16 protein-coding genes, 3 pseudogenes, 1 CRISPR repeat array and 1 riboswitch are annotated in these 22,310 nt (G+C 35.4%); of the genes and pseudogenes, 5 read left to right on the top strand and 14 right to left on the bottom strand.

Annotated features, from left to right (window positions below):
* From A9G28_RS05445 to A9G28_RS05415, 7 genes and pseudogenes are all read right to left on the bottom strand, one after another.
* Window positions 1-1,318 (bottom strand): type VI secretion system Vgr family protein (locus A9G28_RS05445; RefSeq protein ID WP_141674693.1); only part of this gene is annotated, 1,318 nt, incomplete at its 3' end.
* An 844-nt stretch (window positions 1,319-2,162) separates the two neighbouring features.
* On the bottom strand, window positions 2,163-2,408 hold the full coding sequence (locus A9G28_RS05440; protein ID WP_065567331.1) for a hypothetical protein: 246 nt from the start codon (window positions 2,406-2,408) through the stop codon (window positions 2,163-2,165).
* A complete protein-coding gene (locus tag A9G28_RS05435; RefSeq protein ID WP_065580003.1) occupies window positions 2,408-3,658 on the bottom strand; it encodes a hypothetical protein in 1,251 nt (416 codons plus the stop codon). The genes A9G28_RS05440 and A9G28_RS05435 overlap by 1 nt, the downstream gene beginning before the upstream one ends.
* The gene (locus A9G28_RS05430; protein ID WP_065567329.1) at window positions 3,658-3,924 is read right to left on the bottom strand and encodes a PAAR domain-containing protein; all 267 of its coding nucleotides are present in this window, start codon (window positions 3,922-3,924) and stop codon (window positions 3,658-3,660) included. Before A9G28_RS05430 ends, A9G28_RS05435 begins: the two co-directional genes overlap by 1 nt.
* Window positions 3,925-3,996: 72 nt before the next feature.
* A complete protein-coding gene (locus A9G28_RS05425; protein ID WP_065580002.1) occupies window positions 3,997-4,911 on the bottom strand; it encodes a hypothetical protein in 915 nt (304 codons plus the stop codon).
* Between the two features lie 70 nt (window positions 4,912-4,981).
* A complete protein-coding gene (locus A9G28_RS05420; RefSeq protein WP_141674692.1) occupies window positions 4,982-5,317 on the bottom strand; it encodes a hypothetical protein in 336 nt (111 codons plus the stop codon).
* A gap of 8 nt (window positions 5,318-5,325) precedes the next feature.
* Window positions 5,326-6,407: pseudogene (locus A9G28_RS05415) on the bottom strand (IS3 family transposase).
* A gap of 699 nt (window positions 6,408-7,106) precedes the next feature.
* Window positions 7,107-7,217: riboswitch (TPP riboswitch) on the top strand.
* A gap of 40 nt (window positions 7,218-7,257) precedes the next feature.
* On the opposite strand from A9G28_RS05415, the gene thiB reads away from it, so the two are divergent.
* From thiB to dinB, 4 genes are all read left to right on the top strand, one after another.
* Entirely contained in the window at window positions 7,258-8,262 is a 1,005-nt protein-coding gene (gene thiB, locus A9G28_RS05405) for a thiamine ABC transporter substrate binding subunit (RefSeq protein ID WP_081301510.1), read from the top strand.
* 14 nt (window positions 8,263-8,276) lie between these two features.
* Window positions 8,277-9,866, top strand: coding sequence for a thiamine/thiamine pyrophosphate ABC transporter permease (gene thiP / locus A9G28_RS05400; protein ID WP_065580000.1), 1,590 nt, complete (start codon window positions 8,277-8,279; stop codon window positions 9,864-9,866).
* Window positions 9,844-10,548, top strand: a complete 705-nt coding sequence (gene thiQ, locus A9G28_RS05395) for a thiamine ABC transporter ATP-binding protein ThiQ (protein WP_065568475.1) — start codon at window positions 9,844-9,846, stop codon at window positions 10,546-10,548. The genes thiP and thiQ overlap by 23 nt, the downstream gene beginning before the upstream one ends.
* Before the next feature lie 747 nt (window positions 10,549-11,295).
* Window positions 11,296-12,351, top strand: coding sequence for a DNA polymerase IV (gene dinB, locus A9G28_RS05390; RefSeq protein WP_065579999.1), 1,056 nt, complete (start codon window positions 11,296-11,298; stop codon window positions 12,349-12,351).
* A 79-nt stretch (window positions 12,352-12,430) separates the two neighbouring features.
* Here the strand turns inward: dinB and A9G28_RS05385 are convergent, their stop codons facing one another.
* Together A9G28_RS05385 and A9G28_RS05380 are read right to left on the bottom strand one after the other, a co-directional pair.
* Window positions 12,431-13,867: a 6-phospho-beta-glucosidase gene (locus A9G28_RS05385; protein WP_065580005.1), complete on the bottom strand. Its 1,437-nt coding sequence runs from the start codon at window positions 13,865-13,867 to the stop codon at window positions 12,431-12,433.
* Between the two features lie 13 nt (window positions 13,868-13,880).
* Window positions 13,881-15,752, bottom strand: a complete 1,872-nt coding sequence (locus tag A9G28_RS05380; protein ID WP_065579998.1) for a glucose PTS transporter subunit IIA — start codon at window positions 15,750-15,752, stop codon at window positions 13,881-13,883.
* A 176-nt stretch (window positions 15,753-15,928) separates the two neighbouring features.
* Here A9G28_RS05380 and A9G28_RS05375 point away from each other — a divergent pair, with 176 nt between their 5' ends.
* Window positions 15,929-16,633, top strand: coding sequence for a GntR family transcriptional regulator (locus A9G28_RS05375; RefSeq protein WP_065568478.1), 705 nt, complete (start codon window positions 15,929-15,931; stop codon window positions 16,631-16,633).
* A 96-nt stretch (window positions 16,634-16,729) separates the two neighbouring features.
* Here A9G28_RS05375 and A9G28_RS05370 read toward each other — a convergent pair whose 3' ends face one another.
* The 5 genes and pseudogenes from A9G28_RS05370 to pyrE form a co-directional block, all read right to left on the bottom strand.
* Complete coding sequence (locus A9G28_RS05370) at window positions 16,730-17,737, bottom strand: aldo/keto reductase (protein ID WP_065579997.1); 1,008 nt, start codon at window positions 17,735-17,737, stop codon at window positions 16,730-16,732.
* A 270-nt stretch (window positions 17,738-18,007) separates the two neighbouring features.
* Window positions 18,008-18,514 (bottom strand): annotated as a pseudogene (locus tag A9G28_RS05365) (type I restriction endonuclease subunit R, EcoR124 family); the annotation flags it as partial.
* A 26-nt stretch (window positions 18,515-18,540) separates the two neighbouring features.
* A pseudogene (locus tag A9G28_RS13320) lies at window positions 18,541-18,684 on the bottom strand (type I restriction-modification system subunit M N-terminal domain-containing protein); the annotation flags it as partial.
* Window positions 18,685-19,297: 613 nt separating this feature from the next.
* Window positions 19,298-19,745: direct repeats of the CRISPR family, unit length 28 nt; unit sequence GTTCACTGCCGTGTAGGCAGTTTAGAAA.
* A 607-nt stretch (window positions 19,746-20,352) separates the two neighbouring features.
* On the bottom strand, window positions 20,353-21,450 hold the full coding sequence (locus A9G28_RS05360) for a lactate oxidase (RefSeq protein ID WP_065579995.1): 1,098 nt from the start codon (window positions 21,448-21,450) through the stop codon (window positions 20,353-20,355).
* 197 nt (window positions 21,451-21,647) lie between these two features.
* Window positions 21,648-22,295: an orotate phosphoribosyltransferase gene (gene pyrE, locus A9G28_RS05355; protein ID WP_065579994.1), complete on the bottom strand. Its 648-nt coding sequence runs from the start codon at window positions 22,293-22,295 to the stop codon at window positions 21,648-21,650.
* Window positions 22,296-22,310: the final 15 nt, after the last annotated feature.

Below are 22,310 nucleotides of genomic sequence, written 5' to 3'. Positions count from 1 at the left end.
TGCCACTGACTTGTGGCCAGCGTATGGGCGCGGGGCGATAAGGTTTTAAGGCTTGATAGGGAATGGCGGTAAAGGTGAGTGCATAGGCATCGGTACGGTTACCTTGTCCTTGCACACTTAAAATAAGGATACCGTCATTAATATTCGTCAGCGGACTGCCGTTGATATTAATCCATTGACCGGGGGCAAGGTTATAGTGATTACTCTTACCTTTAATGATAATTTGCTGGCTAATCGCCTGCTCATGGCGAATACGTGCATACCACTGACCACTTTCAATCTGATTATCGTTTTGATTATCGTTATACTGGTTACTACCATTAGGATTACCATGGTTACCAACGCCATTGTTATTTGTGTTACTCGTTTGCGAGTTATCTTGTCCGTTGCTATTTAAGCCTTTATAATGCTCGGCATAACGGTAATCCTTGCCATAGGTGGTGAGGACTTTGGGTTGGGTATTTATTTCGCTCTGTAAGTCGGCTAGGGCATCACGGTAGTTATAGTCTTGAACGGTCACTGAGGCCGGTACCATTTCGCTATGTAAGGTGATATCCCAAACACTTTCCACACCCGTATCGGCCATACCACTCGGCGGTTTATAGTCGATATTGGCCACTTGCGCATAGCCTTGTTCATAATCACTTAACACCATCACATCACAATCATGTTCGGCATGGGTTTCAAAGCGGAACCAGATACCGACATCAGCCAATAAGCGTTGAATAAATTCCAGGTCGCTTTCTTGCCACTGGGTGATAAACTCCCGTTCAGGATAACTATCTTTGAGCGCTAACCGGTAATCAATGCCGGTAAAGCCGTGGCTGCGTAGCACTTCTTCAACCACACTGACCACGCTTTGATTTTGAAATATGGCACTATTTTTCCCCACGGCCAACCGTGCTAAGCACGAAGATAACACGACTTGGTAATGAGCTTCATCTTTATTGACCGATAGCTGGCTAAATTCGGTGATCACCCCATACAAGGTACGTTTATTCGTGACGGCGGGCAAGTCGCTTAGTGAACGAATAGCGGAAGTTAATGGTTTGTTAATAACAGGATTAAAGAAGAAAGTCGATTTTTGATTAAGAAACGCATCGGGCAATAAGGTTTTATCAGGACTGGTAAAGGTAACGACATAACGCCAAGGTTGATTTAACTGCTCATCACCGTCAACATGCAAAACTGAAATTGGTGCGGTCAGCCCGTCAACGGTTAAGGTATAGCGGTTGTGACTAACGCCCCCTAAACCTGCCATAAAATGGCCAAACTCACCACCAAGTTGATCCAAAAGGCGATTAAGTTCATTCGACATGTTTTGCTCTCCTATTATTCCTCATAATTTATTCTGTTTATTTTTATTTTAGTTATTATTTATATCGTATACTCAGTATGACTGAGTGCAAACAACAGACAATTCGGCCAAAAAGTATACACAGTTTTAGTGTGAAATTTAACCTTTTTTTTAAAGATGTTAAATAAATAGTGCTGAATATTAATGAGTTATATTAGTTAATCCAGTAAGTGATAACCGTTTAATGCTTTGGCTGAATAAGGGCTGTAAACCATTTGATGCTTTATGAAAAATAATTTATTAATCCATTAAATTTAAAATGATTTCATATTGAAACGGTATAGATTCCTGAATATTTTTTACAAAAATAGCGCTTAAAAGCGAATAATTGGGGTAAATATCTGATAGTGAGCACACAACTCACCTAGCAAATGACGCTATCTGTATTGGTATTTTATATTCAATGGGGACATGTTATTTAATGTTTAATGAGGTATTTAGGTGCAATAAATAGCAGGACTACTAATCATAAAGCGGTTAGCCAAATCGGTAACGGTGATTTTTCTTTATGATATAGGCATCATATCATCTGTTTGGGATACAGCGTTATGTCTATGCATTACAATCCGTTTTTCAAATTACGATAAACAACGCCTTGATCTTTCATATTATAATTCACCTGCACTACCGCAAATACGGATTTTATCTTCAACAATTTTTTTTCATGGCAGCTTTTGCTGGCTGCATATAGTGTCTTGGGTCGTTGATATCAGAATGTTCCTTAAAATCTTGTTTTAAATTTACATGAACATACCAATAATAATGCATGGCAAGATTTACCTTATTAGTATAAAAGTTTGTATTGCTATTTCTTCACAAAATAGTTTTTTTCTTCACCTTTAAATATGTCATAAGTGATAAAATTAATAATAAATTTTATTACAATAGCAAAGCAACTCAGTAAGATGCCGACCGATAATATTGTGAAAGAAAACTCTACTTTTGTTGGACGAGGCATTAAAGCAGTATCATCAGAAAGCCAAACAAAAGCGACACCACAGATAGCCAAAACATAACAAACCAACGCCCAACCTAGCACCATTTTTTTCATTATGTCCCCTGTTCTATATCAATTTTTATTTTATCAATAATAGTGGCATTAAAACGCGCGTTTTTCTCACCGATGACCATTTGTTTATTATCAATCTGATCGGCATATTCAATCGCAAAAGCTAATGCAACCCAGTAATCGCATTCACCCGATATACCAAATGTTGAATCAAGGTTATAAATATTTTTAATTGAACATCGCTTATCAACGTATCGCGATAAAACGTTGGCATTAACTTCTGAAGAGAGTTGTGATAGCCAAATAGCCTCTAATTGTGTTTGACTCTCTTCAACATCACTTAATTTTCCCCATAATTGAGCATGATCAAGAACATAATTAAGATCTTTCCCTTCTTCTGTTCGATGCAAGGCAACAATCGCCGATTTGTTTTTTTGTATATATTGCATGGTATTTTGTTGGTTAATAAGGTTTTCCCCTAAAAAAATAATACTTGTCATAGCTTCAGCACTATACGTTACGGGCCTATCAAATAAATGTAAGCTGATACAACATAATAAATGATCGTCATTTTCTGAATCATCTAACCAGCTATCTAAAAAGATAGTATTTTTTTGGGCATCAACAACTTGCCAAGAGGCAAATAAACTTATTTTTCCTAATTTATTTTCCCAAATATTTTTGATATCTTCGGGGAGTATAGGAGAATCAATAAATAAGCGTATGTGCTTTTGAACGCCATTAAAGGCGTTATCATTTAAAATAGATAGCGTTTGTTGCAAATTACCAAATAAGTTATCTATTTTTTGGTTAAAATCATCAGGTTTTAAATCATTAAATGGGAATTTTGAATAAATAATTGGGTTTGCATAATAATTTGACTGGTCAGTTATTTTCGGCTCAAGTGACATTAGACCACTAACTAGCGCTTGTGCATGGTTATCATCACCAAACTCAGAAATCAATTGGTGAAAAATAACATACAATGGTCTTTGTCCATATTCAATAAGTTGTTGTTTTCGCTCTTCCCGTAATTGATTCCAGTTTTCAACATAAGTTTCACGACATCCTCGAATAAAAAACCATATGGATAATAATATCAACCAACTTAAAACTGAAATAGTAATACCAATCATTAGATGTTTTTGCGTTAAATTACTATTGAGTTGTTTCATGTAGGTAAAAAATAAACCAATAGCAACAAATACAATTAAAGCAATAAACCAAAATAGGCGAGACAACCCTTTTTTTAGAGCTATTTGCTCGGGTAGTAAAGTTAAATCGATAGCCATTAGTTTTTTTTACCAAAATTAGTTAATGATGAAATTAGTACACAACCACATGCCGACCTATGTCCATGGAAAGCGACTTGTTTACCATCGTCAATGAATAGCGGATCACCTTCAATGATGGGATTAATACCATGCCCTTGTATTGGGCAGCACACCATATCACCAACACGTGCGACACCTTTATTAAATACGACAAGTTTTGATGAGGCAGAAATAACTTTACCTCCGTGATTAGTTAAATCGCCTAATCTAATTACTCCTTTCATGATTTTATTTCCTTTAACTTTGATGATTTATTAAAAAATAGCTCATATGATTTCTAAAATTTAGTCAAAAATCTATTTCTCTGAATCTAATCTATCAACGGCCTTGTACTCTTTACTAGTATCAATTTTAAGATTTTTATAGCGTTCTTCCTCTGTAAAATCAGGAATTCCGTGATATGGAACACTGCCATATGTTACGTCAGTTATATTTCCTTGTTTATCAAGATGAACAATTTTGCTGTCCCCAGAACTAGGAGTATAAAAGATAGTTGTTTTATCACCTTGTTCATTAAATAACGTGGTTTCAGAATAATATTGACTTCCTTTGGGATAGGTTTTCCTTATACTGATCAGTTTATTATTTTGGTCTTTTATTATAGTCATTAAATTATTACCTTCTTCGTCATATTCCACATAACGAGATCGTAATAGTGTCTTTTTATCCATTGCATAGCAAAAAAGTCTTAAATAACGCATATTAGCGCTATGAGGCCAGTAGCCATATTCCCATTTACTAATCGAAAGCAAAGGTTTTTTTTCAATAGCAATAATTTTGCCCATTTCTCTTGTTACTTTAATATAATTGGGTAACGTAATTGCTTGTTCAATGGTGATCGGTTGCAGTTGTAAATGCGTATCTAAAATAAAAAAGTGAGATCCATTTTCAAGATCTTTTAAACTGTTTAATTGCCGCTCATTAAGTAAAATATATTGTGGTTTACGTTCATAACTCCAACGCTCTTTAAATTGATAATTATCGCCAACTTCATTAATTTTAAGTTCCGTACTAAATGGATCATGAACACGATAAGGCGCATTTTCGGCTTCTTCAAGGGTAATCGGTGCAAAATCAGGATAATTATCAGGAGTTCGGTAATGATTGAGTATTATTTTGGTCGAGCCATAATAAGGCACGTGGGGTTTAATTCCCATGGTTCGCACTTTAATGCATTTGGCAACATCTAATGGATTAATTAAGCCGGTCATAATTGCTCCTAATACATAGATTAATAATGGCATCATTATTAAAATTAATGTTAATTTTTTTTCATAGGTATTATCTTTTCAGTATATCAGCTAATTTTTCGGCATTATCATTAACTTGTTTCATTTTTTTATAAATTTCATTAGTTTGTTTTCTCATCATTTCAGTGTTTTTTAATTTACTTACATTTCCATGAGAATCAATAATATATCGGTATTCATCTTTGTAATCACTAGCTGAGGTTAAAAACCCCATAAAATGTATATCTTTTAAAATATATCTATCTGCCAGATTTGCTTCATATAATAAATTGAATAGAAAAGTATGGCAGTTATACTCTGCGTAATGTTCAAATGCATAAGACCATTTTTTTACTTGTAAATACCCCAAACTTAGTACACAACTCACGTAGAAAATCACGCTGCTTGTTTTAGTGTTTTATACTCAATCGGTGTCATGTTATTTAATGCCTCATGCGGTCTTTCGGTGTTATAAATCGTTAACCATTCTTCGGTTACCTTTCTTGCTTGTTCTAGATTATTAAATAGATATAAATCGAGTACTTCAGTACGATAGGTACGATTAAATCGTTCAATATAGCCATTTTGATAAGGGCTACCGGGCTGGATATAATTAATGGTTATATCATGTGATTTAGCCCAGTTTATAAAGGCTTTCCCTGTAAATTCTGGCCCATTATCGACCCGTATTTTTAATGGATACCCATGATATTCGGCCAGTTTATCTAAGTAACGGGTAATCCTTCCTGCGGGTAAGCTTACTGCAATATCAATCCCTAACGCCTCACGATTAAAGTCATCGATGACATTGAATGTCCTAAAGCGACGTTGATTACGACTACTGTCACTCATAAAATCCATTGACCAACATTCACCTTGTTTATTGGGGACTAATAACCTTTCTGGGTATCGTGGAGGAATGCGTTTTTTACGCTTTACCCTGAGATTAAGCTTTAATTCACAATACACCCGATATACCCGTTTATGATTCCATTGATAGCCGAGCTTTCTGATACGATTAAAACATTTAGGAAAGCCCCAGCGTAAATGCCTATCTGTAATAGCATTCAGCACCGAAACAATCACCGAATCATCCTGTAACTTAGGTTGATAATAGTAAGCACAACGACTTAAACCAACAATGGCACAACTCATAGCAATAGTAACCAAATGATTTTGTTGTAGTTGCTGTGCCCACATTTTACGTGCCCCAGTTGGCACTAAAGCTTTTTTATGATTTCTTCCTGAAGCTGGGATTTTAAGCTCAGTTCGGCAAACATCTGCTTAAGCTTGCGGTTTTCCGCTTCGAGTTCTTTTAGACGTTTGATGTCTGAAGTTTCCATACCGCCATATTTTTCCCGCCATTTATAAAAAGTTGAATTACCCATGCCCTATTTACGGCACAGCTCTTTAACGGGAATACCCGCTTCAGCTTCTTTTAAAATAGCTACGATTTGATGTTCAGTCATTTTTTTCATAATTGAATCCTCTTTTACTTTTATCATAGAGAATTTTCTACTTTTTTGCTGTACTATTTTAGGGGGTAGTTACAATTGTTACGATAAACAAAAAACAAAAGAAATCACCCATGGTAAATCGCATTTCAAGAAGAAAAAACGCAGTTTTACTTACCAATTAAAAAAACAAATGGTGATTCTATATCAACATGCTAAAAAATAAACAAATATTATTACTGAATATGACATCACTAAATCCGCATTAGATAAGTGGATAAAGCAATATCAAACCACTGGCTATTGTTTAAACTCTGCACTAAATTTTTTGACATATAATATGTTCTCTTATGATTTGTACTATTTTAGGGGGATATTTACAAAATTGTATCTATTTTAAAAGAGTCTGAGGCTGATATTTCTGTTAAAGTACGGCGCTGTAAATAGGGCATGGGTAATTCAACTTTTTATCAATGGCGGGAAAAATACGGCGGTATGAGAATTTCAGACATCAAAAGCTTAATTTTGTTATGGATAAGCTGATGAAAAATTGATATCGATTCGTTTTCGAGCATTCAGCGTAGTAAGTGTCTTTTTTGTTTTAAAGCAAAATCATAAAAAAAACAATAAAATCAATGGTTGTTTTAATTTCTTGTTGTTTTGTTCATAATGCTTTATTTGTTTGGTTGTTTACAAACATAATCCTAAACACTACACTAATTAATGTTCTCAACGGGGTGCCTGAGGGCTGAGAATGTTAGATCGTTAAATTAGCATAACCCGTCGAACCTGAACTGGATCATGCCAGCGGAGGGATTTGAGTTATTATACCTACTCAAACCTTTTGTCTTTTATTTGCTATTTTGGAGGCAAAATGTTTTGTAAAAAATTGTTATTATCTTTGGTATTATCTGCACTTTTTATGGCAAATATTGCAAATGCTACCAATATAAAACCCACCTTGATTGTGTATAGTTACAACTCTTTTATTTCTGAGTGGGGACCAGGGCGGGCAATTGAAAAGGGATTTGAAGCGCAGTGTGGCTGTGAAGTTGAGATTGTTACATTAGGCGATGGCGTGTCGATTTTAAATCGAATGCGTCTTGAGGGCGATAAGACCAATGCCGATGTTGTTTTGGGATTAGACAATAATCTTTTAGAACAGGCTAAACAAGCCAATATTGTTATTCCTCACCAAATCAATAAACCCGATAATTTAAATACCAACTGGTGGGATGATGATTTTGTGCCTTATGATTTTGGCTATTTTGCTTTTATTTATAATCAACAAAAAATCAGCAATCCACCACGCTCTATGCATGAATTAGTTGATAATAAAGCTAACTGGAAGATTATCTATCAAGATCCTAGAACTAGCACTCCGGGGTTAGGTTTATTATTTTGGATAAAGAATATTTATGGTGATGATGCCTCATCAGCATGGCAAAAAATAGCTAAAAACACCGTGACAGTAACTAAGGGCTGGAGTGAAGCTTATGGGCTATTTTTAAAGGGTGAAGCTGATTTTGTGCTTAGCTATAGCACTTCACCTGTTGCTCATATTATGAATGATAATGATCATCGTTATGCTGCGGCTATTTTTGATGAAGGGCATTATCGTCAAGTTGAAGTTGCTGGTATTACTAAATATAGTCAGCAACCCGAATTAGCACGGGCTTTTTTGCAATATTTATTGACCCCCAATGTGCAACGTCAATTTGCTGAGAAAAATACCATGTACCCTATTATTAATACATCGTTACCCGAAGCTTTTAAGCAAGTTAAACCTATAAATAAAGCGCTTGAGTTTGATGCAAAGCAAGTTGAACATAATCAAAAAACGTGGGTACGAGAATGGCAATCTGCCATTAGCAAGTAGTTTTATTTTACCTAATGTTGAAGTTAAGAATATTACTCCCAGGAATTAGCGCTGCTAGCCTGATCTTAATGATATTAGGCGCAGCACTCTTTGCGCTTTGTTTGACTGCGATTAAATTTAATAATTTAGTCGTCTATTTTGATGAGTATTTATTACATGTTATTTGGATAACTTTATTTCAAGCAACATTATCGACTTTATTATCTGTATTATTGGCAATTATCATGGCTAAAGCTTTGTCGATGATTGATTTTTTAGGTAAAAGATTATTATTGCGCATTATGCCAATTACCTTTATTTTACCGACACTTGTTGTCGTCACTGGGCTGTTGTCGGTTTATGGTAAACAGGGCTTATTAGCGGCTGTTTTCGGTTATTTTGGTGTGCCATTTATGACATCGATTTATGGGTTAACAGGCATTTTACTTGCACATGTATTTTTAAATTTTCCGTATGCTTGCTGTCTATTCTATCGAACGTTAAATAGTGCACCAGTTGAACACAAACAGCTAGCTGCACAATTAAACTTTTCAAGTTTTACTTACTTTAAATTGATTGAGTGGCCATTACTGCGTCGGCAGCTGTTCCCGATGGCTGCGCTTATTTTTATGCTGTGTTTTTCTAGCTTTGCGATCGTATTAGCGCTAGGAGGCGGACCAAAATATACAACATTTGAAGTCGCCATTTATCAATCTATTCGTGATTTAGATTTAGCTCAAGCTGTGCTTTTAGCTTGTTTACAGTTTATTTGTTGTGTTTGTTTTATTTGTTTGATGCAAAAATTTACTCATAACAATAACCACCATCAAAAACCTAATACATGCTATGTTAGGCAAAGTTACCGTTTGCCTGTTTCAAATCATTTAGCCTTTTTATGTATGATTATTATTGTTATTGGTGGGTTATTTATTTTGCTACCGATTATGACCCTACTCATTGAAGGGGGATATTTTTTTCAATGGTCATTTTTAACTGCGTCTTTTCAACAGGCAGTTATGTTTTCATTATTAATTGCTTTTGGCTCTGCTACTATTGCCATGTTGCTGGCATTGTTATTACTTTATACTAATAGCCGTTTGTTAATTAATCACAAAATACAGTGGAGTAATCAATTAATGTTAGTTGGATCGTTGATTTTAATTATTCCAAGCATGGTATTTTCATCAGGTCTATTTTTATTATTATTTCCCTTTGCGCATAGTTTTATCGTTGTTTGCTTTTTAATTATGCTATGTAATGGTTTGATGGCATTGCCTTTTATATTGAAAAATCTTGCTGTACCTATGTTTGATGTTGTATCGCGCTATTGGCAATTAAGTCAATCGCTTAATATTAATGGCTTTTTTCACTTTTATTTAATTGAATATAAAGCACTAAAAAGATTAATTATCCAGAGTTTTGCTTTATCTGCAATATTATCATTGGGTGATTTTGGTATTATTGCTTTATTTGGTGGAAAATCAGTGACCACATTACCGTATTATTTGTATGAACAAATATCAAGTTATCATTATAAAGAAAGCGCCGTAACGGCCGCATTATTGTTAATCTTATCTTTTAGTTTATTGGTTGTGATGGATTATGATCGAACTAAATCAAATTAATTATCATTACGATAATTTTAAAATGCATTTTAATCTCAAAATTGCAGCAAAAGAAAAAGTCGTCATTATTGGACGCAGTGGTGCTGGTAAAAGTACCTTGTTAAATTTGATTGCTGGATTTGTTTCACCAAACTCGGGGCAAATTTTACTTAACCATCAAAATATGACTCGCACCTTGCCAGGCAAACGCCCCGTTTCGATTTTATTTCAACGTAATAATTTATTTAACCATTTAACCGTTGAGCAAAATATTGGTTTAGGTATAAAACCTTGTTTAAAACTGAATGCATCTGAACGGCAAACAATAGAAGATATGCTAGTTAAGGTTAGTTTAGCAGGCTTTAACAATCGTTATCCTAATCAGCTTTCAGGCGGGCAACGGCAACGTGTGGCATTAGCACGTTGTTTAATTCAGCATCGCCCTGTTTTATTGTTAGACGAACCATTTTCAGCGCTCGATCAAGCTCTGCGTTTTGAAATGTTGGCGTTAGTGGATCAAATTTGTGATGATTTCAATTTAACTTTAATGATGGTATCACACTATCTTGATGATTCACTTAATTATTTTTCACGTTGTTTGGTGGTTGATAATGGCAACATTGTTTTTAACGATTTACCAACACAGCTTGCACAATCTAAACATAACGAAATTGCCAAAATGTTGGGTTTTAATTATTCTTAAAAAGGGTTGAAGCTTGGAAATAACACTTTTACCTGCCTATTTTATTATTCAATTTAAGCAAATTGTAATTTTATTGAGTTAAAAAATTGCGATTAATTACTAATTTATTAATTAGATGTTTATAAATTGCACTATCTCTATTTTGTTGGTCAACGCTTAAGATTTAATTAATCTATTTAGCTTAAATTACCTTAATTATTAACAACTTTAATTAATTATTTATGCAAAATGGCCATATATGCCATAAGTTTAGTTGTTCGGCACTTAGCTCTGATAGCTTATTTTTCACTTATTTGTTTGTGCTTTACCGCTATATATTTTTATTTATGATCACGACGAAGATGTTTATCAAATACCATCCCAGAATATATTAGTAAGAAACGAGAAGACACTGACTTGAACAGTGTTTTCTGCTTTGGTTATCGTTAGCGTGAATATCAACGTATACAAACCATTATCAAACTGGTATGTCCAAACTGTGTCAATCGAAAATTTAGCACACAAAAGGTAATTAACACATGATTAGTTTTTGCTGGATTAAGTGATAGCTTATATATTACTGAAAAAATTTTAGTTAATCGGAAATTTTCCATGAATCGATCTGTTGGATTGGTGATCCTTATGATAAAAAAGGGTTAATTGATTTTGATAAATTAGAAAAGTAGCTATCGTCGGTGTTTACACTGCCACTTAAGGTGTGATATTGTATATTTATACAGTTATATTTTATGTGCCGTGATACCATTTATGCGAAAAATTATTCATGTTGATATGGATTGTTTTTATGCCGCTGTTGAAATGAGAGATAATCCCCGTTATCGTAATATGCCTATTGCGGTGGGGGGCGATCCTCGTAAGCGCGGTGTGGTGGCTACTGCCAATTATTTAGCACGCCAATATGGTGTGCACAGTGCAATGTCAATGGCACAAGCTATAAAACTGTGCCCCAATCTTAAAATTATACCAGGCAGACATGCAATCTATAAAGAAGTATCAAACCAGATCCACCAAATATTTAAGCGATATACTCAAGCGATCGAGGCGCTATCACTTGACGAAGCTTATCTTGATGTGACCGATTGTAAGCTGTGCCACGGGTCGGCAACCTTGATTGCGCAAGATATCCGCCAAGCTATTTTTAAGGAACTTGAGTTAACCGCATCAGCAGGTGTTGCCCCATTGAAGTTTCTTGCCAAAATCGCATCTGACATGAACAAACCTAATGGTCAATATGTGATAACACCTGATGAAGTTGACAGCTTTATTGAACAGCTTCCTTTAAAAAAAATTCCTGGTGTGGGCAAAGTGACTGAAAAAAAATTAGCTGATTTGGGATTATTTACCTGTCAAGATATAGTCAATTATGATGTGACTAAATTATTTAACCATTTTGGCAAATTTGGGCGAGTCTTGTATGAACGATGCCAAGGTATTGATGAAAGAGAAGTGTGTAATGACAGGCAACGCAAATCGGTTGGTGTCGAGCGCACTTTAGTTGATGATATTCATCATTGGGAAGCGTGTTTATTACAGTTTGATCCATTATTTGAAGAGCTTGAAAAACGATTAAGTAAAGTGCGTTCTGATTTATCGATCGCTCGGCAGGGAGTCAAATTTAAGTTCGATGATTTTCAACTTACCACTCAAGAGCATGTCTGGTCAAAATTAGATAAAGCCGATTTAATTAAACAAGCCCATAAAGTTTGGCTAGAACGTCGTAACGGGCGTGGCGTTCGGTTAATTGGTTTTCATGTCACGTTAATCGATCCACAAGTTGAAAAACAGCTCATTTTTCCATTTTAAGCTTTTTTCTTATAAAAAAGAGGATGCAGGCAAAGCCTGTATTCATCCTCATAATCATTTATCAATTAATGGATAATTATCACTTTAAACTTGCACCATTGGTGCTAATGACTTTTTTATACCATTCAAAAGAATCTTTTTTATAACGCTTCATGCTACCGTTGCCTTCATTATCACGGTCAACATAAATTACACCATAGCGTTTTTTCATTTCACCAGTGGTAAATGACACCACATCAATAATCCCCCAAGCGGTATAGCCCATCACATCAACACCATCATAATCCATGGCAGTTTGCATCGCTTTAATATGAGCACCTAGGTATTCAATGCGTGGTTTGTCATGCACTTGGTTACCGTTTTCTAGCTCATCAATGGCACCAAATCCATTTTCGACAATAAATAACGGTAACTGATAACGATCATATAAACGATTTAAGGTATAACGTAATCCCTCAGGATCAATAGGCCAACCCCAGTCACTGCTTTTAATATAAGGATTTTCAACCGCATTAGGTAGTGCCCCGTTAACAATGTTGTCACGATTGTCATTTTTCGCATCAGCCTTAACGACAGTTGACATGTAGTAACTAAAACCAATGTAATCAACTGTACCTTGTTTTAAATAAGCAAGATCTTCTTGGGTAATATCAAGTTTATAGCCTTCACGTTCGAACTCTTTTAATGCATATGCAGGGTAATAGCCACGAACGTGAACATCAGGGAAGAAGAAGCGTTGATGCATAGCAATTTCAGAAGCCATCATATCTTCAGGATTACAAGAGTATGGGTAAATTGGCACGTGCGAGATCATACAACCAATTTGAAAATCAGGATTGATTTTTTTACCGGCAATGACTGCTTTGGCACTTGCTAAAAGTTCATAATGAGCGACTTGGTACAGAACTTCTTGCGGATTTTCGCCTGATTTAACTTGTACACCAGAATTAGTCCAAAAGAAAATAGGATTGCTGGTATCCATTTGGTTATTGATTTCGTTAAATGTCATCCAGTATTTAACTTTATTTTTATAACGCTCAAAACATGCTGTCGCAAAACGTTCAAAAAATTCCACGGTTTTACGGTTTCTAAAACCGCCATAATGGCGAGCTATATGTAATGGCATTTCAAAATGTGATAGCGTGATAACAGGCTCTATGCCATGGGCAATGAGCTCATCAAAAACATCATCATAAAAGCGCAGGCCATCTTCGTTTGGCTCAAGCTCATCACCTTTTGGAAAAATGCGTGTCCAAGCAATTGATGTGCGTAAACATTTAAGACCTAATTCAGCAAAGAGTTTGATATCATCTTTATAATGATGATAAAAATCAATGGCCGTATGGTTTGGATAAAACTTATCGGGTTCAATATCTTGAGTGATTTGTCTTGCTACGCCATGCGCACCTGCTGTCATGACATCAACTACGCTTGGCCCTTTTCCGCCTTCGTTCCAGCCACCTTCAAATTGATGAGCGGCTAAAGCACCGCCCCATAAAAATGGTTTTTTAGTCATTTTTGATTCCTTGTTATTGCTTAATTTTAAATATGATATCATCAACTGTCACTTCTGTTTTATCCGTTAATGAAATGAATTGGTATTGATCGGTATTAACAATAATAATTGGGGTGATTAGTGGGTAGCCCGCTTGTTTTATTGCCTCAGGATTGAAGCTGATTAGTAGATCACCTTTTTTCACTTTTTGGTGTAATTCAACATGATATGCAAACTCGTTATTAGTCAAATTAACCGTATCAATCCCCACATGAATTAATAATTCAACGCCGTTATCTAATGTTAACCCAATAGCATGTTTGGAATTTTCAAATACCGCAGTTACCTCGGCATCAAAAGGTGCATAAACATGATTATCAGTAGGCTCAATGGCAATCCCTTCACCCATCAGTTTTTGTGCAAAAGCAGGATCAGGCACTTCACTTAGGGGTAAAGCATGTCCTGTCATTGGGCTTGTGATATCCAGCTCGTCAAGCAAGACTTTAGGTGTATCATTTTCAATAGCAGACTCATCTTGTTTAGTTTCACCAGTGCCAAAGATTTGAATTAAAACGACAGGTCCCACCAAAGCAATAAGTGACCCAATTGCAACACCAATAAATGAGCTAGGGCTGTTAGGGCTAATTGCATTGACGATAGTTAATGGACCTGGTAAACCAGCATAAGCAAAGTAGTGAGGAGAAAAGAACCCAGCCACAATACCACCACAAGCAGCCGAAATACAGCCATAAATAAATGGCTTTTTAAAACGTAAGTTAACGCCATAAATAGCTGGTTCGGTTATCCCAAATAAGCCAGTGATAAAAGCGGATAATGAAATGCCTTTCATCTCTTGAGTTTTGGTTTTTAAATAAAAACCAAATGCTGCTCCGACTTGACCAATAACGGCGATGGTTTGAAATGCTTGGAAAGAGTCTTGACCATATTGTTTAAAGTTTTCAACGATAACCGGTGTGATCCCCCAGTGCACGCCAAAAATAACAAACACTTGCCAAACGGCACCAATAATTCCACCAGCAAACGATGGGGCTAAATTAACAAACCAGTTATAACCATCAGCAATATATTGTGCACCATTGGCAGTTAATGGACCAACAATAAGTAATGTTAAAGGCACCATAATGACAAGACTAAATAATGGTAATAGCACCGGTTTTATAATACTGTGCAGGCGAGGTTCTAAGAAGCGCTCTAAATAAGAAAGTAACCAGACTAAAAATAGTGGTGGTAACACAGTTGAAGCGTAAGTTGTTTTAGATAGCGCAATGCCAAATAGATCGATTTCTTGACCATCGCTGATTAATTTGGCAAATTCAGCCCAAGTCGGGGACAACAGCGCAGCACAACAAGCAACCGCGATATAAAGATTACAACGAAAATGTTGTGAAGCGGTGATAGCAATAAAAATAGGTAAAAAGGTAAAAGGTGCCCAAGAGATAAAATCAAATACTCTAAAGGTTCCAGTTGATTCTATTCCCTCAAATGCTAATTTTAGTAAGATCAAAATCCCCTGTAAAATACCTGATGCGGCTAAAATATAAACAAACGGTGCAAATACCGCCGACATGGTTGCAATGATACGGTTTAAAATATTGGTTTCATTGTTATTAACAGCTTGGTTATTAATATCAACCAGTTGAATAAATGCATTGTAGACTTTATCAACATGCGTACCAATGACAACTTGGATTTGCCCACCTTTTTCAACAACCGTAATCACACCAGGTAGTTTTGCGATTTTTTCTTTTGCTTGTTCTGGCGTTGTTTTTGTGACAAGGCGTAGACGTGTTGCACAACGAGAGGCGTTGATAATATTCTCTTTTCCGCCTAGCTCATTTAAAATATCAACTGCTAGCTTGTTGTAATCTCTTATTTTCGATGACATCCATTAAGCTCCTTAAAATCAATTCAGTAAGCTTATCTTATAGATAATTTTATAATTGTTAATGACCAATTATATTGTTTGTGATCTAGATCGACTTTTTATACTATTTAACTTAACTTAACATAAGCAATATAAAATAATATGTAAATTATTGGGCGAATAGCAAAAAGATATAAATGGTAAAATATCAAAATGTTGCAAAAAAAATAAAGCAAATGATTTATCAGCAGCAATTATCTAAAGGTACCCAACTTGCGAATATAGACGGACTTATTAATCAGTATCAAGTAAGCCGTAGCACAATTATTAAAGCGCTTAACTGCCTTGAACGGCAAGGCGTTATTTATCAAGTGCAAGGTAGCGGTATTTTTGTTCGTGAGCGCAAAAAAAGAGGTTATCTCAGTTTTTTACAAAGTCATGGCTTTACTGTTGATTTAGATGATGTGTATGGTTCATCTAAAGTGTTTAATGTAGACATTATCAAACCCAGTGCAAGAGTGAAAGAAAATTTACAATGTGATGATAGTGAACATGTTTATTTTGTAAAAAGATTACGTTATGTTGATGATAAATTATATTGCTTAGAACAGTCCTATTATCGCAAAAAGCTTATTTGTTATTTAAATACAGACATTGTTGAACGTTCAATTTTTAGCTATATTCAAGAAAATTACAATATCAATATTGGTTTTTCTGATAAATATTTTCAAGTGATCAAACTTGATGCAAACATAGCAAAATATCTTGGGTTACAAGCGGGCGATCCCGCTCTTTGCGTTGAAGAAATATTTTATACCTCATCTGGTGAGCCGTTTGATTTCTCGAAAATTATTTACCATTATGAAAATGCAAGATTTTGCATACAAAATCATTCAAAATAAGCCACTTAACATAGCCAAAACCCAGCGCTACGTTGTTAAATTATCGGTAAATAGGCACTAATTCTTATTATTTTCGATAACAATTTTATATCTAAGTTAATTAGCTTGTTTTATCTGTGGTTTGTTATCTGCCATGATACCAACTAATGCGTGAGGTTTATAGCATTCTTCTAAGTAGTTTAGCTCGTCATTGCTTAATTGTAATTGGGTTGCTTTAACGGCATCTTGAATTTGTTCGGTTTTTGTTGCACCCACAACAGGAGCAGTAACTCTAGTTAATAGCCATGCCAATGAAACTTCCGTCATGGATACTTGGTGGCGTTCAGCAATTTCTGCAACTCGATCGATGATCACGTGGTCTTGCTCGGCGGTTTTGTCGTATTTTTTCTTCGCATAGTTATCCGCATTGGCGCGTACAGTTTGGGTGTTATATGGACGAGCAAGGCGACCGCTGGCAAGTGCGCTATAAGGCGTCATAGCAATATTATCTTCTTGGCATAATCCAAATAATTCTCGCTCATCTTCACGCATAATTAAGTTATAGTGGCTTTGCATTGAAACAAACGGTGTTAAGCCTTCATATTTTGCTATAGTGTTTGCTTTTGCCAGTTGCCATGCATAACAGTTCGAAATGCCAATTGCACGGATTTTGCCTGCCAAAATATTTTGATGAAGGGTGTCAAGGACTTCTACTATAGGTGTGTTGTAATCCCAATAGTGATAAATATAAAGATCGACGTAATCCACCCCCAAATTTTTTAGGCTTTGGTTGAGTGATTGGTTGATAGCTTGTTGCCCAGTTATGCCATTAGCAATTTGCTCAGCTGTACGTGGTAAAAATTTTGTTGCTATGACCACTTCATCACGCAGGATCATATCGCGTAATGCTTTGCCAACATATCTTTCGCTTGAGCCATTTTGATAAGCGATTGCGGTATCGAAAAAATTGATACCTTGCTCAAGAGCATATCCAATAATTTTGCTGCTTTCTGATTCATTTAGTGTCCAGTTGTGAATGCCTGTTGTAGGATCGCCAAATCCCATACAACCTAAACAAATCTGCGAGACAGTTAAATCACTATTACCCAGTTTAGTGTATTGCATGATCACTTTCCTCTATTTAAAACAGAAACCACTAATGCGCCTTATTATATTGCGCTTTTATTTTTATAGTAAATTTGAATGTGGGTTAATGTGATATCGATCACTTTTTTACAAAAAATAGAACGGATAAGAACTTCATCTATTAAAAAATAGATTAAATTAAAACACATATAAATTAAGACATAGCAGATTATAGCAAACCATATTGCTTGATTATTTATCGGGCAGGGAAAAGTCAGTGCGCAATTCCATGCCCTTTATCGTTAATAATTAGATATTATCACTGCCACCAACCCCTTTAAATTTTTCAACCATTGTTGCTATTTTTTCAAAAACCCGACGTTTTTTGATTAAATATTGTGGATTAAGTGGGCTCATCTTCGGTAACATTTCGTTTAATTCAGTGCCATTTTCGGTTGCATATTTGCGTTTTAATGAAGAAGCAATATAGCGTTTGGCTGCTGCTTCATTTAAATTCTCTTCTTCAATTAAGGCGTTAATTTCAGCTTGTTGCTGACGTTGTGCATATTGATAAAAAGCATTAACCGCACTGGCTTTATCGGGAATGTTATTTAAATCCGTTTGATTAATAAACTCAACAATTAACCCTTCTTTAGCTCGGCTTTCTAAACTTGAACGAATCAATCGTTGAGTGTCTTCAACAATATCTTGTTTGGTTTTTTCTTGTTTATTTTGTTCATAAATTAGCTCAAGAATATAATCCAAATTGATCTCTTGTGATTTTAATAGATCAATTTCGAAAACCACACCATCCCAAATTACAAAATAGTTGGTCTGGATAGATAAAATAGCGAGCCTAAAACATATTGTTTAAAATCCCAACCGTCAACAGCACCCCGTACCTCGTCGGCAATTTTCCAGATTTGGCGTTGTAGTTGATCGCGTTGTTGAGCACTTGTGCTTGATTGGGTGTTATTGGAAGTCATATTTTTCAAAATTCCTAAATAAAAAATAGGTGTTGCCTAATTAGAGAGTAACTGATTTTTACTTTCTTATTAGTCATTTTATCGCTAACTGTTATAGGTGCTATATCATAGCTGATTTGTTGTTAATTTTCTATCTGCGAGCTTTTATTTGCTTTATTAAGGTGATAAATCCAATCCTAATTATTTCTCTGATTTTCATGTATCCCAACAAATTGAGCCGGCCGCGCTTCTTCATTTTATTGTTGCTTGAAAGTTATTGATGGGCATCATCCAATATCTTTTAAGAAAGATAATAAAGAAGTTAATCGATATAGGTTATTTATCTATTTATAGATAGATAAAATTTGAATCTGAAAACGCTTAACGCCATTTTTAATGGCTTTTATTAAAAAACGAATGTAAAAAAGCGAAGCAAATTAGTCTTTGGTTTTTAGGTTTAGGTTGTGCTATGTTATGACAAAGTCAAAAAACTAAAAACCAAAACCCTTTTTTTCGCCATATTTTAAAAGTAAAGAAAATCAAATAATTAAAAACTTTCCTCAAAAAAGGGTTTTTAAAACCCAAATCACTATTTGCCTTTTTGCATACAAAATTGATAGTATATTAGCTTCTAGTTCACTGCCGTGTAGGCAGTTTAGAAACTGTCTGGATGTATTCTGCGAGAGATATTGGGGTTCACTGCCGTGTAGGCAGTTTAGAAAATCTGTAATGTGGATCCATGTCGATGTTCTTAGTTCACTGCCGTGTAGGCAGTTTAGAAAAGTTTTTTAAGTTATTAGAAGAGTACATGACGGTTCACTGCCGTGTAGGCAGTTTAGAAAACTCCTTTTGCTATTTCATAGATACGGCGTTTGTTCACTGCCGTGTAGGCAGTTTAGAAATTTGTATAATGTTTATAAAACTCTCGGTGGAAGTTCACTGCCGTGTAGGCAGTTTAGAAAAAAATATTAGAGGAACCACTATTGATCTTGAAGTTCACTGCCGTGTAGGCAGTTTAGAAATCAAAAACCTAATCCACTGCTGCGAATCAGAAGTTCACTGCCGTGTAGGCAGTTTAGAAATATGATAAATGATCTCCTAATAACGATAAGCTGTTTTGCTGAAAAATACTTTACGCAGTATTACCGTATGATAAAAGCGAATAGATCGTTGTCAACGTTATGAGGCACTAGTTATTTGTTGTTTTTGCCATATCTCCGTGAAATATCTATCACTTTGAGCTGTTTTACTCGTTTGTGGGCATGGGGGGATTTTGTCAAATTTGATTAATACCATGGTTATCATACGTTATTAACAAATAAGATACTGGACGTTTTTATTTATTTCGAAACGGTATAGAATCCTGAATGTTTTTTACAAAAAATAACTTAAAACGTGACAGTTGTGTAAATACATTCATAATGATCATACAACCACGTAAAAATTACGTTGCTTGTTTTTGTGTGGTATATGTAATGGGTATTATGATAGTTGATGCTTGAGCCGGTCTTTTGGGGTTATCAATGGTTGGATAATTGATCCATAATTCGTTTAGCCAAATTAATAGCGATGGTTTTTTAGGGTATTATCGCCATCTCACTTGTTGATAATATGGCGATAATTTTGTTTTATGTATATTCATCACCGTCGTTTTTTAATTACGGTAAGTGATACGAGTAATTTCTACCATTAAATTAGTGGGGTATTTTTAATATCTTCGATCGTTTTTGTGCCAGCTAATTGCATGGTAATAGATAGTTCTTTATTGAGATGATCAAAAACGGATTTAACACCTTCTGCGCCACCTAAATTTAGTCCATAAAGAATAGGGCGCCCAATAGCAACAAGATCAGCACCGCTTGCTAAGGCTTTAAATACATGTTCACCACGGCGAACGCCACTATCAAAAATAATTGGTACCCGTTTGGCAACTACTGCGGCAATGTTTGGTAATACGTCAAACGAGGCTGGACCACCGTCTAATTGACGTCCACCATGGTTAGATACCCAAATTCCGTCTGCCCCAGCAGATATTGCGATGGCGGCGTCTTCTGGCGATTGAATGCCTTTGACAATAACAGGTAACTTGGCCATCTCTTTGATTTTTTGAATATCAGATGGCACTATACCTTGTTTAGCTGCTGCATAAATTTCGCTAATGCCTTTACCTGAACCATCACCATTACCACTTGATTGGCTATAAGCGCTTAAATTTTTCATAGGAAGAGGGAATTGGAATTTATTGATAATATCTTCTTCACGATATCCGCCTAACGTTGAATCAACTGTTAAGATAATCGCTTTTGCACCGGCTTTAACTGCTTTATCAACAATAAAACGGTTGAAACCATCATCTTTACTCATATAAAGTTGGAAAAAATACGGTACATTAGGAGCAGCACTGGCAGCTTCTTCAATGGAAGTATTGGCATAAGTACTAATGGAGAAAATAGAACCCGCAGCGGCAACCCCTTTAGCTGTATCCATTTCGCCTTTTTCGTGAGCTAAACCTTGTGCGGCTGATGGTGATTGAATAATTGGGGTTTTTAGTGGGATATCCCATAATTTTGTTGTTAAATCGGCATGATCAACCCCTTGTAATACTCGGGGAACAATTTTTTTGCGATTAAAAGATAAAGTGTTTTCTCTCATCGTCCACTCATCTTCGGCACCACCGCGGATATAACCAAAAGCACCAGCTTCCATTCTTGCCTTAACTAATGCTTCTAATGAAGCAATATTAACGATCTCTATAGCGTGTTCTTCATTACTTGTATGGTATGACATGATTCACTCCTAATTATGAGAATTAATGTTGCCATATTGTTATATCACAGCTATTTTTATTTAACATTAGGTAAAAATCTTTTTTTCTAAAAATAGCATTTTTTATTATGAAAAATGCGATATTAATAAAGACATGATAGGCGATGATGAAAAGCATCTTACGATGCTTTTTGTAAAAAAAGAAAAAGGAATGGTGATTATTTTATGCCATACTCAGCCCGATAAGCTTCAACTTGTTTTACTTGATTTTGTCGCTCTGGGGATTGATAGAGGTATTGGATCAAATCATCTAATGTGATAATTGAAATCACATCACAATGATAAGTTTGTTTAATTTCTTGGATTGCTGATAACTCACCACGGCCTTTTTCTTGTCGGTCTAAACAAATTAGTACACCAGCAAGTTTAGATTGGTTATCTTCTAATATTCTCATCGATTCACGAATCGCCGTGCCAGCGGTAATAACATCATCAACTAGCATAACCCGTTGCTGATAAATTGAACTACCGACTAGGTTGCCACCTTCGCCATGGTCTTTAGCCTCTTTGCGATTAAAACAATAAGGGACATCGGCATTATGGTGTTCTGATAGTGCAACAACGGTTGAAGAAACAATCGGAATACCTTTATAAGCAGGACCAAAAATGACATCATATTCTAAGTTGGCATCCATCAACGCAGCTGCATAAAAACGGCCTAATAAAGCCAGATCTTTGCCAGTATTAAATAATCCAGCATTAAAGAAATAGGGGCTTTTTCTCCCCGATTTTAGTGTGAACTCGCCAAATTTTAATGCTTGCCTATCTAAAGCAAATTCAATAAATTCACTTTTATATGATTTCATCGGTTTTCTCCAATT

It is taken from the genome of Gilliamella sp. Fer1-1, from assembly GCF_001690825.1.
GTDB classification, from domain to species: Bacteria; Pseudomonadota; Gammaproteobacteria; order Enterobacterales; family Orbaceae; genus Gilliamella; species Gilliamella apicola_C.
The sequence above is the reverse complement of the archived record's forward strand: the minus strand, read 5'-3'. Positions and strand labels throughout refer to the sequence as shown.

Coding starts and splice junctions, on each gene's coding strand:
- A9G28_RS05380 (WP_065579998.1), bottom strand. CDS start 15,752: ATGTCATCGAAAATAAGAGATTACAACAAGCTAGCAGTTGATATTTTA.
- A9G28_RS05430 (WP_065567329.1), bottom strand. CDS start 3,924: ATGAAAGGAGTAATTAGATTAGGCGATTTAACTAATCACGGAGGTAAA.
- A9G28_RS05360 (WP_065579995.1), bottom strand. CDS start 21,450: ATGTCATACCATACAAGTAATGAAGAACACGCTATAGAGATCGTTAAT.
- A9G28_RS05435 (WP_065580003.1), bottom strand. CDS start 3,658: ATGGCTATCGATTTAACTTTACTACCCGAGCAAATAGCTCTAAAAAAA.
- A9G28_RS05440 (WP_065567331.1), bottom strand. CDS start 2,408: ATGAAAAAAATGGTGCTAGGTTGGGCGTTGGTTTGTTATGTTTTGGCT.
- dinB (WP_065579999.1), top strand. CDS start 11,296: ATGCGAAAAATTATTCATGTTGATATGGATTGTTTTTATGCCGCTGTT.
- A9G28_RS05425 (WP_065580002.1), bottom strand. CDS start 4,911: ATGACCGGCTTAATTAATCCATTAGATGTTGCCAAATGCATTAAAGTG.
- pyrE (WP_065579994.1), bottom strand. CDS start 22,295: ATGAAATCATATAAAAGTGAATTTATTGAATTTGCTTTAGATAGGCAA.
- A9G28_RS05375 (WP_065568478.1), top strand. CDS start 15,929: ATGGTAAAATATCAAAATGTTGCAAAAAAAATAAAGCAAATGATTTAT.
- A9G28_RS05370 (WP_065579997.1), bottom strand. CDS start 17,737: ATGCAATACACTAAACTGGGTAATAGTGATTTAACTGTCTCGCAGATT.
- thiB (WP_081301510.1), top strand. CDS start 7,258: ATGTTTTGTAAAAAATTGTTATTATCTTTGGTATTATCTGCACTTTTT.
- thiP (WP_065580000.1), top strand. CDS start 8,277: ATGTTGAAGTTAAGAATATTACTCCCAGGAATTAGCGCTGCTAGCCTG.
- thiQ (WP_065568475.1), top strand. CDS start 9,844: ATGATCGAACTAAATCAAATTAATTATCATTACGATAATTTTAAAATG.
- A9G28_RS05385 (WP_065580005.1), bottom strand. CDS start 13,867: ATGACTAAAAAACCATTTTTATGGGGCGGTGCTTTAGCCGCTCATCAA.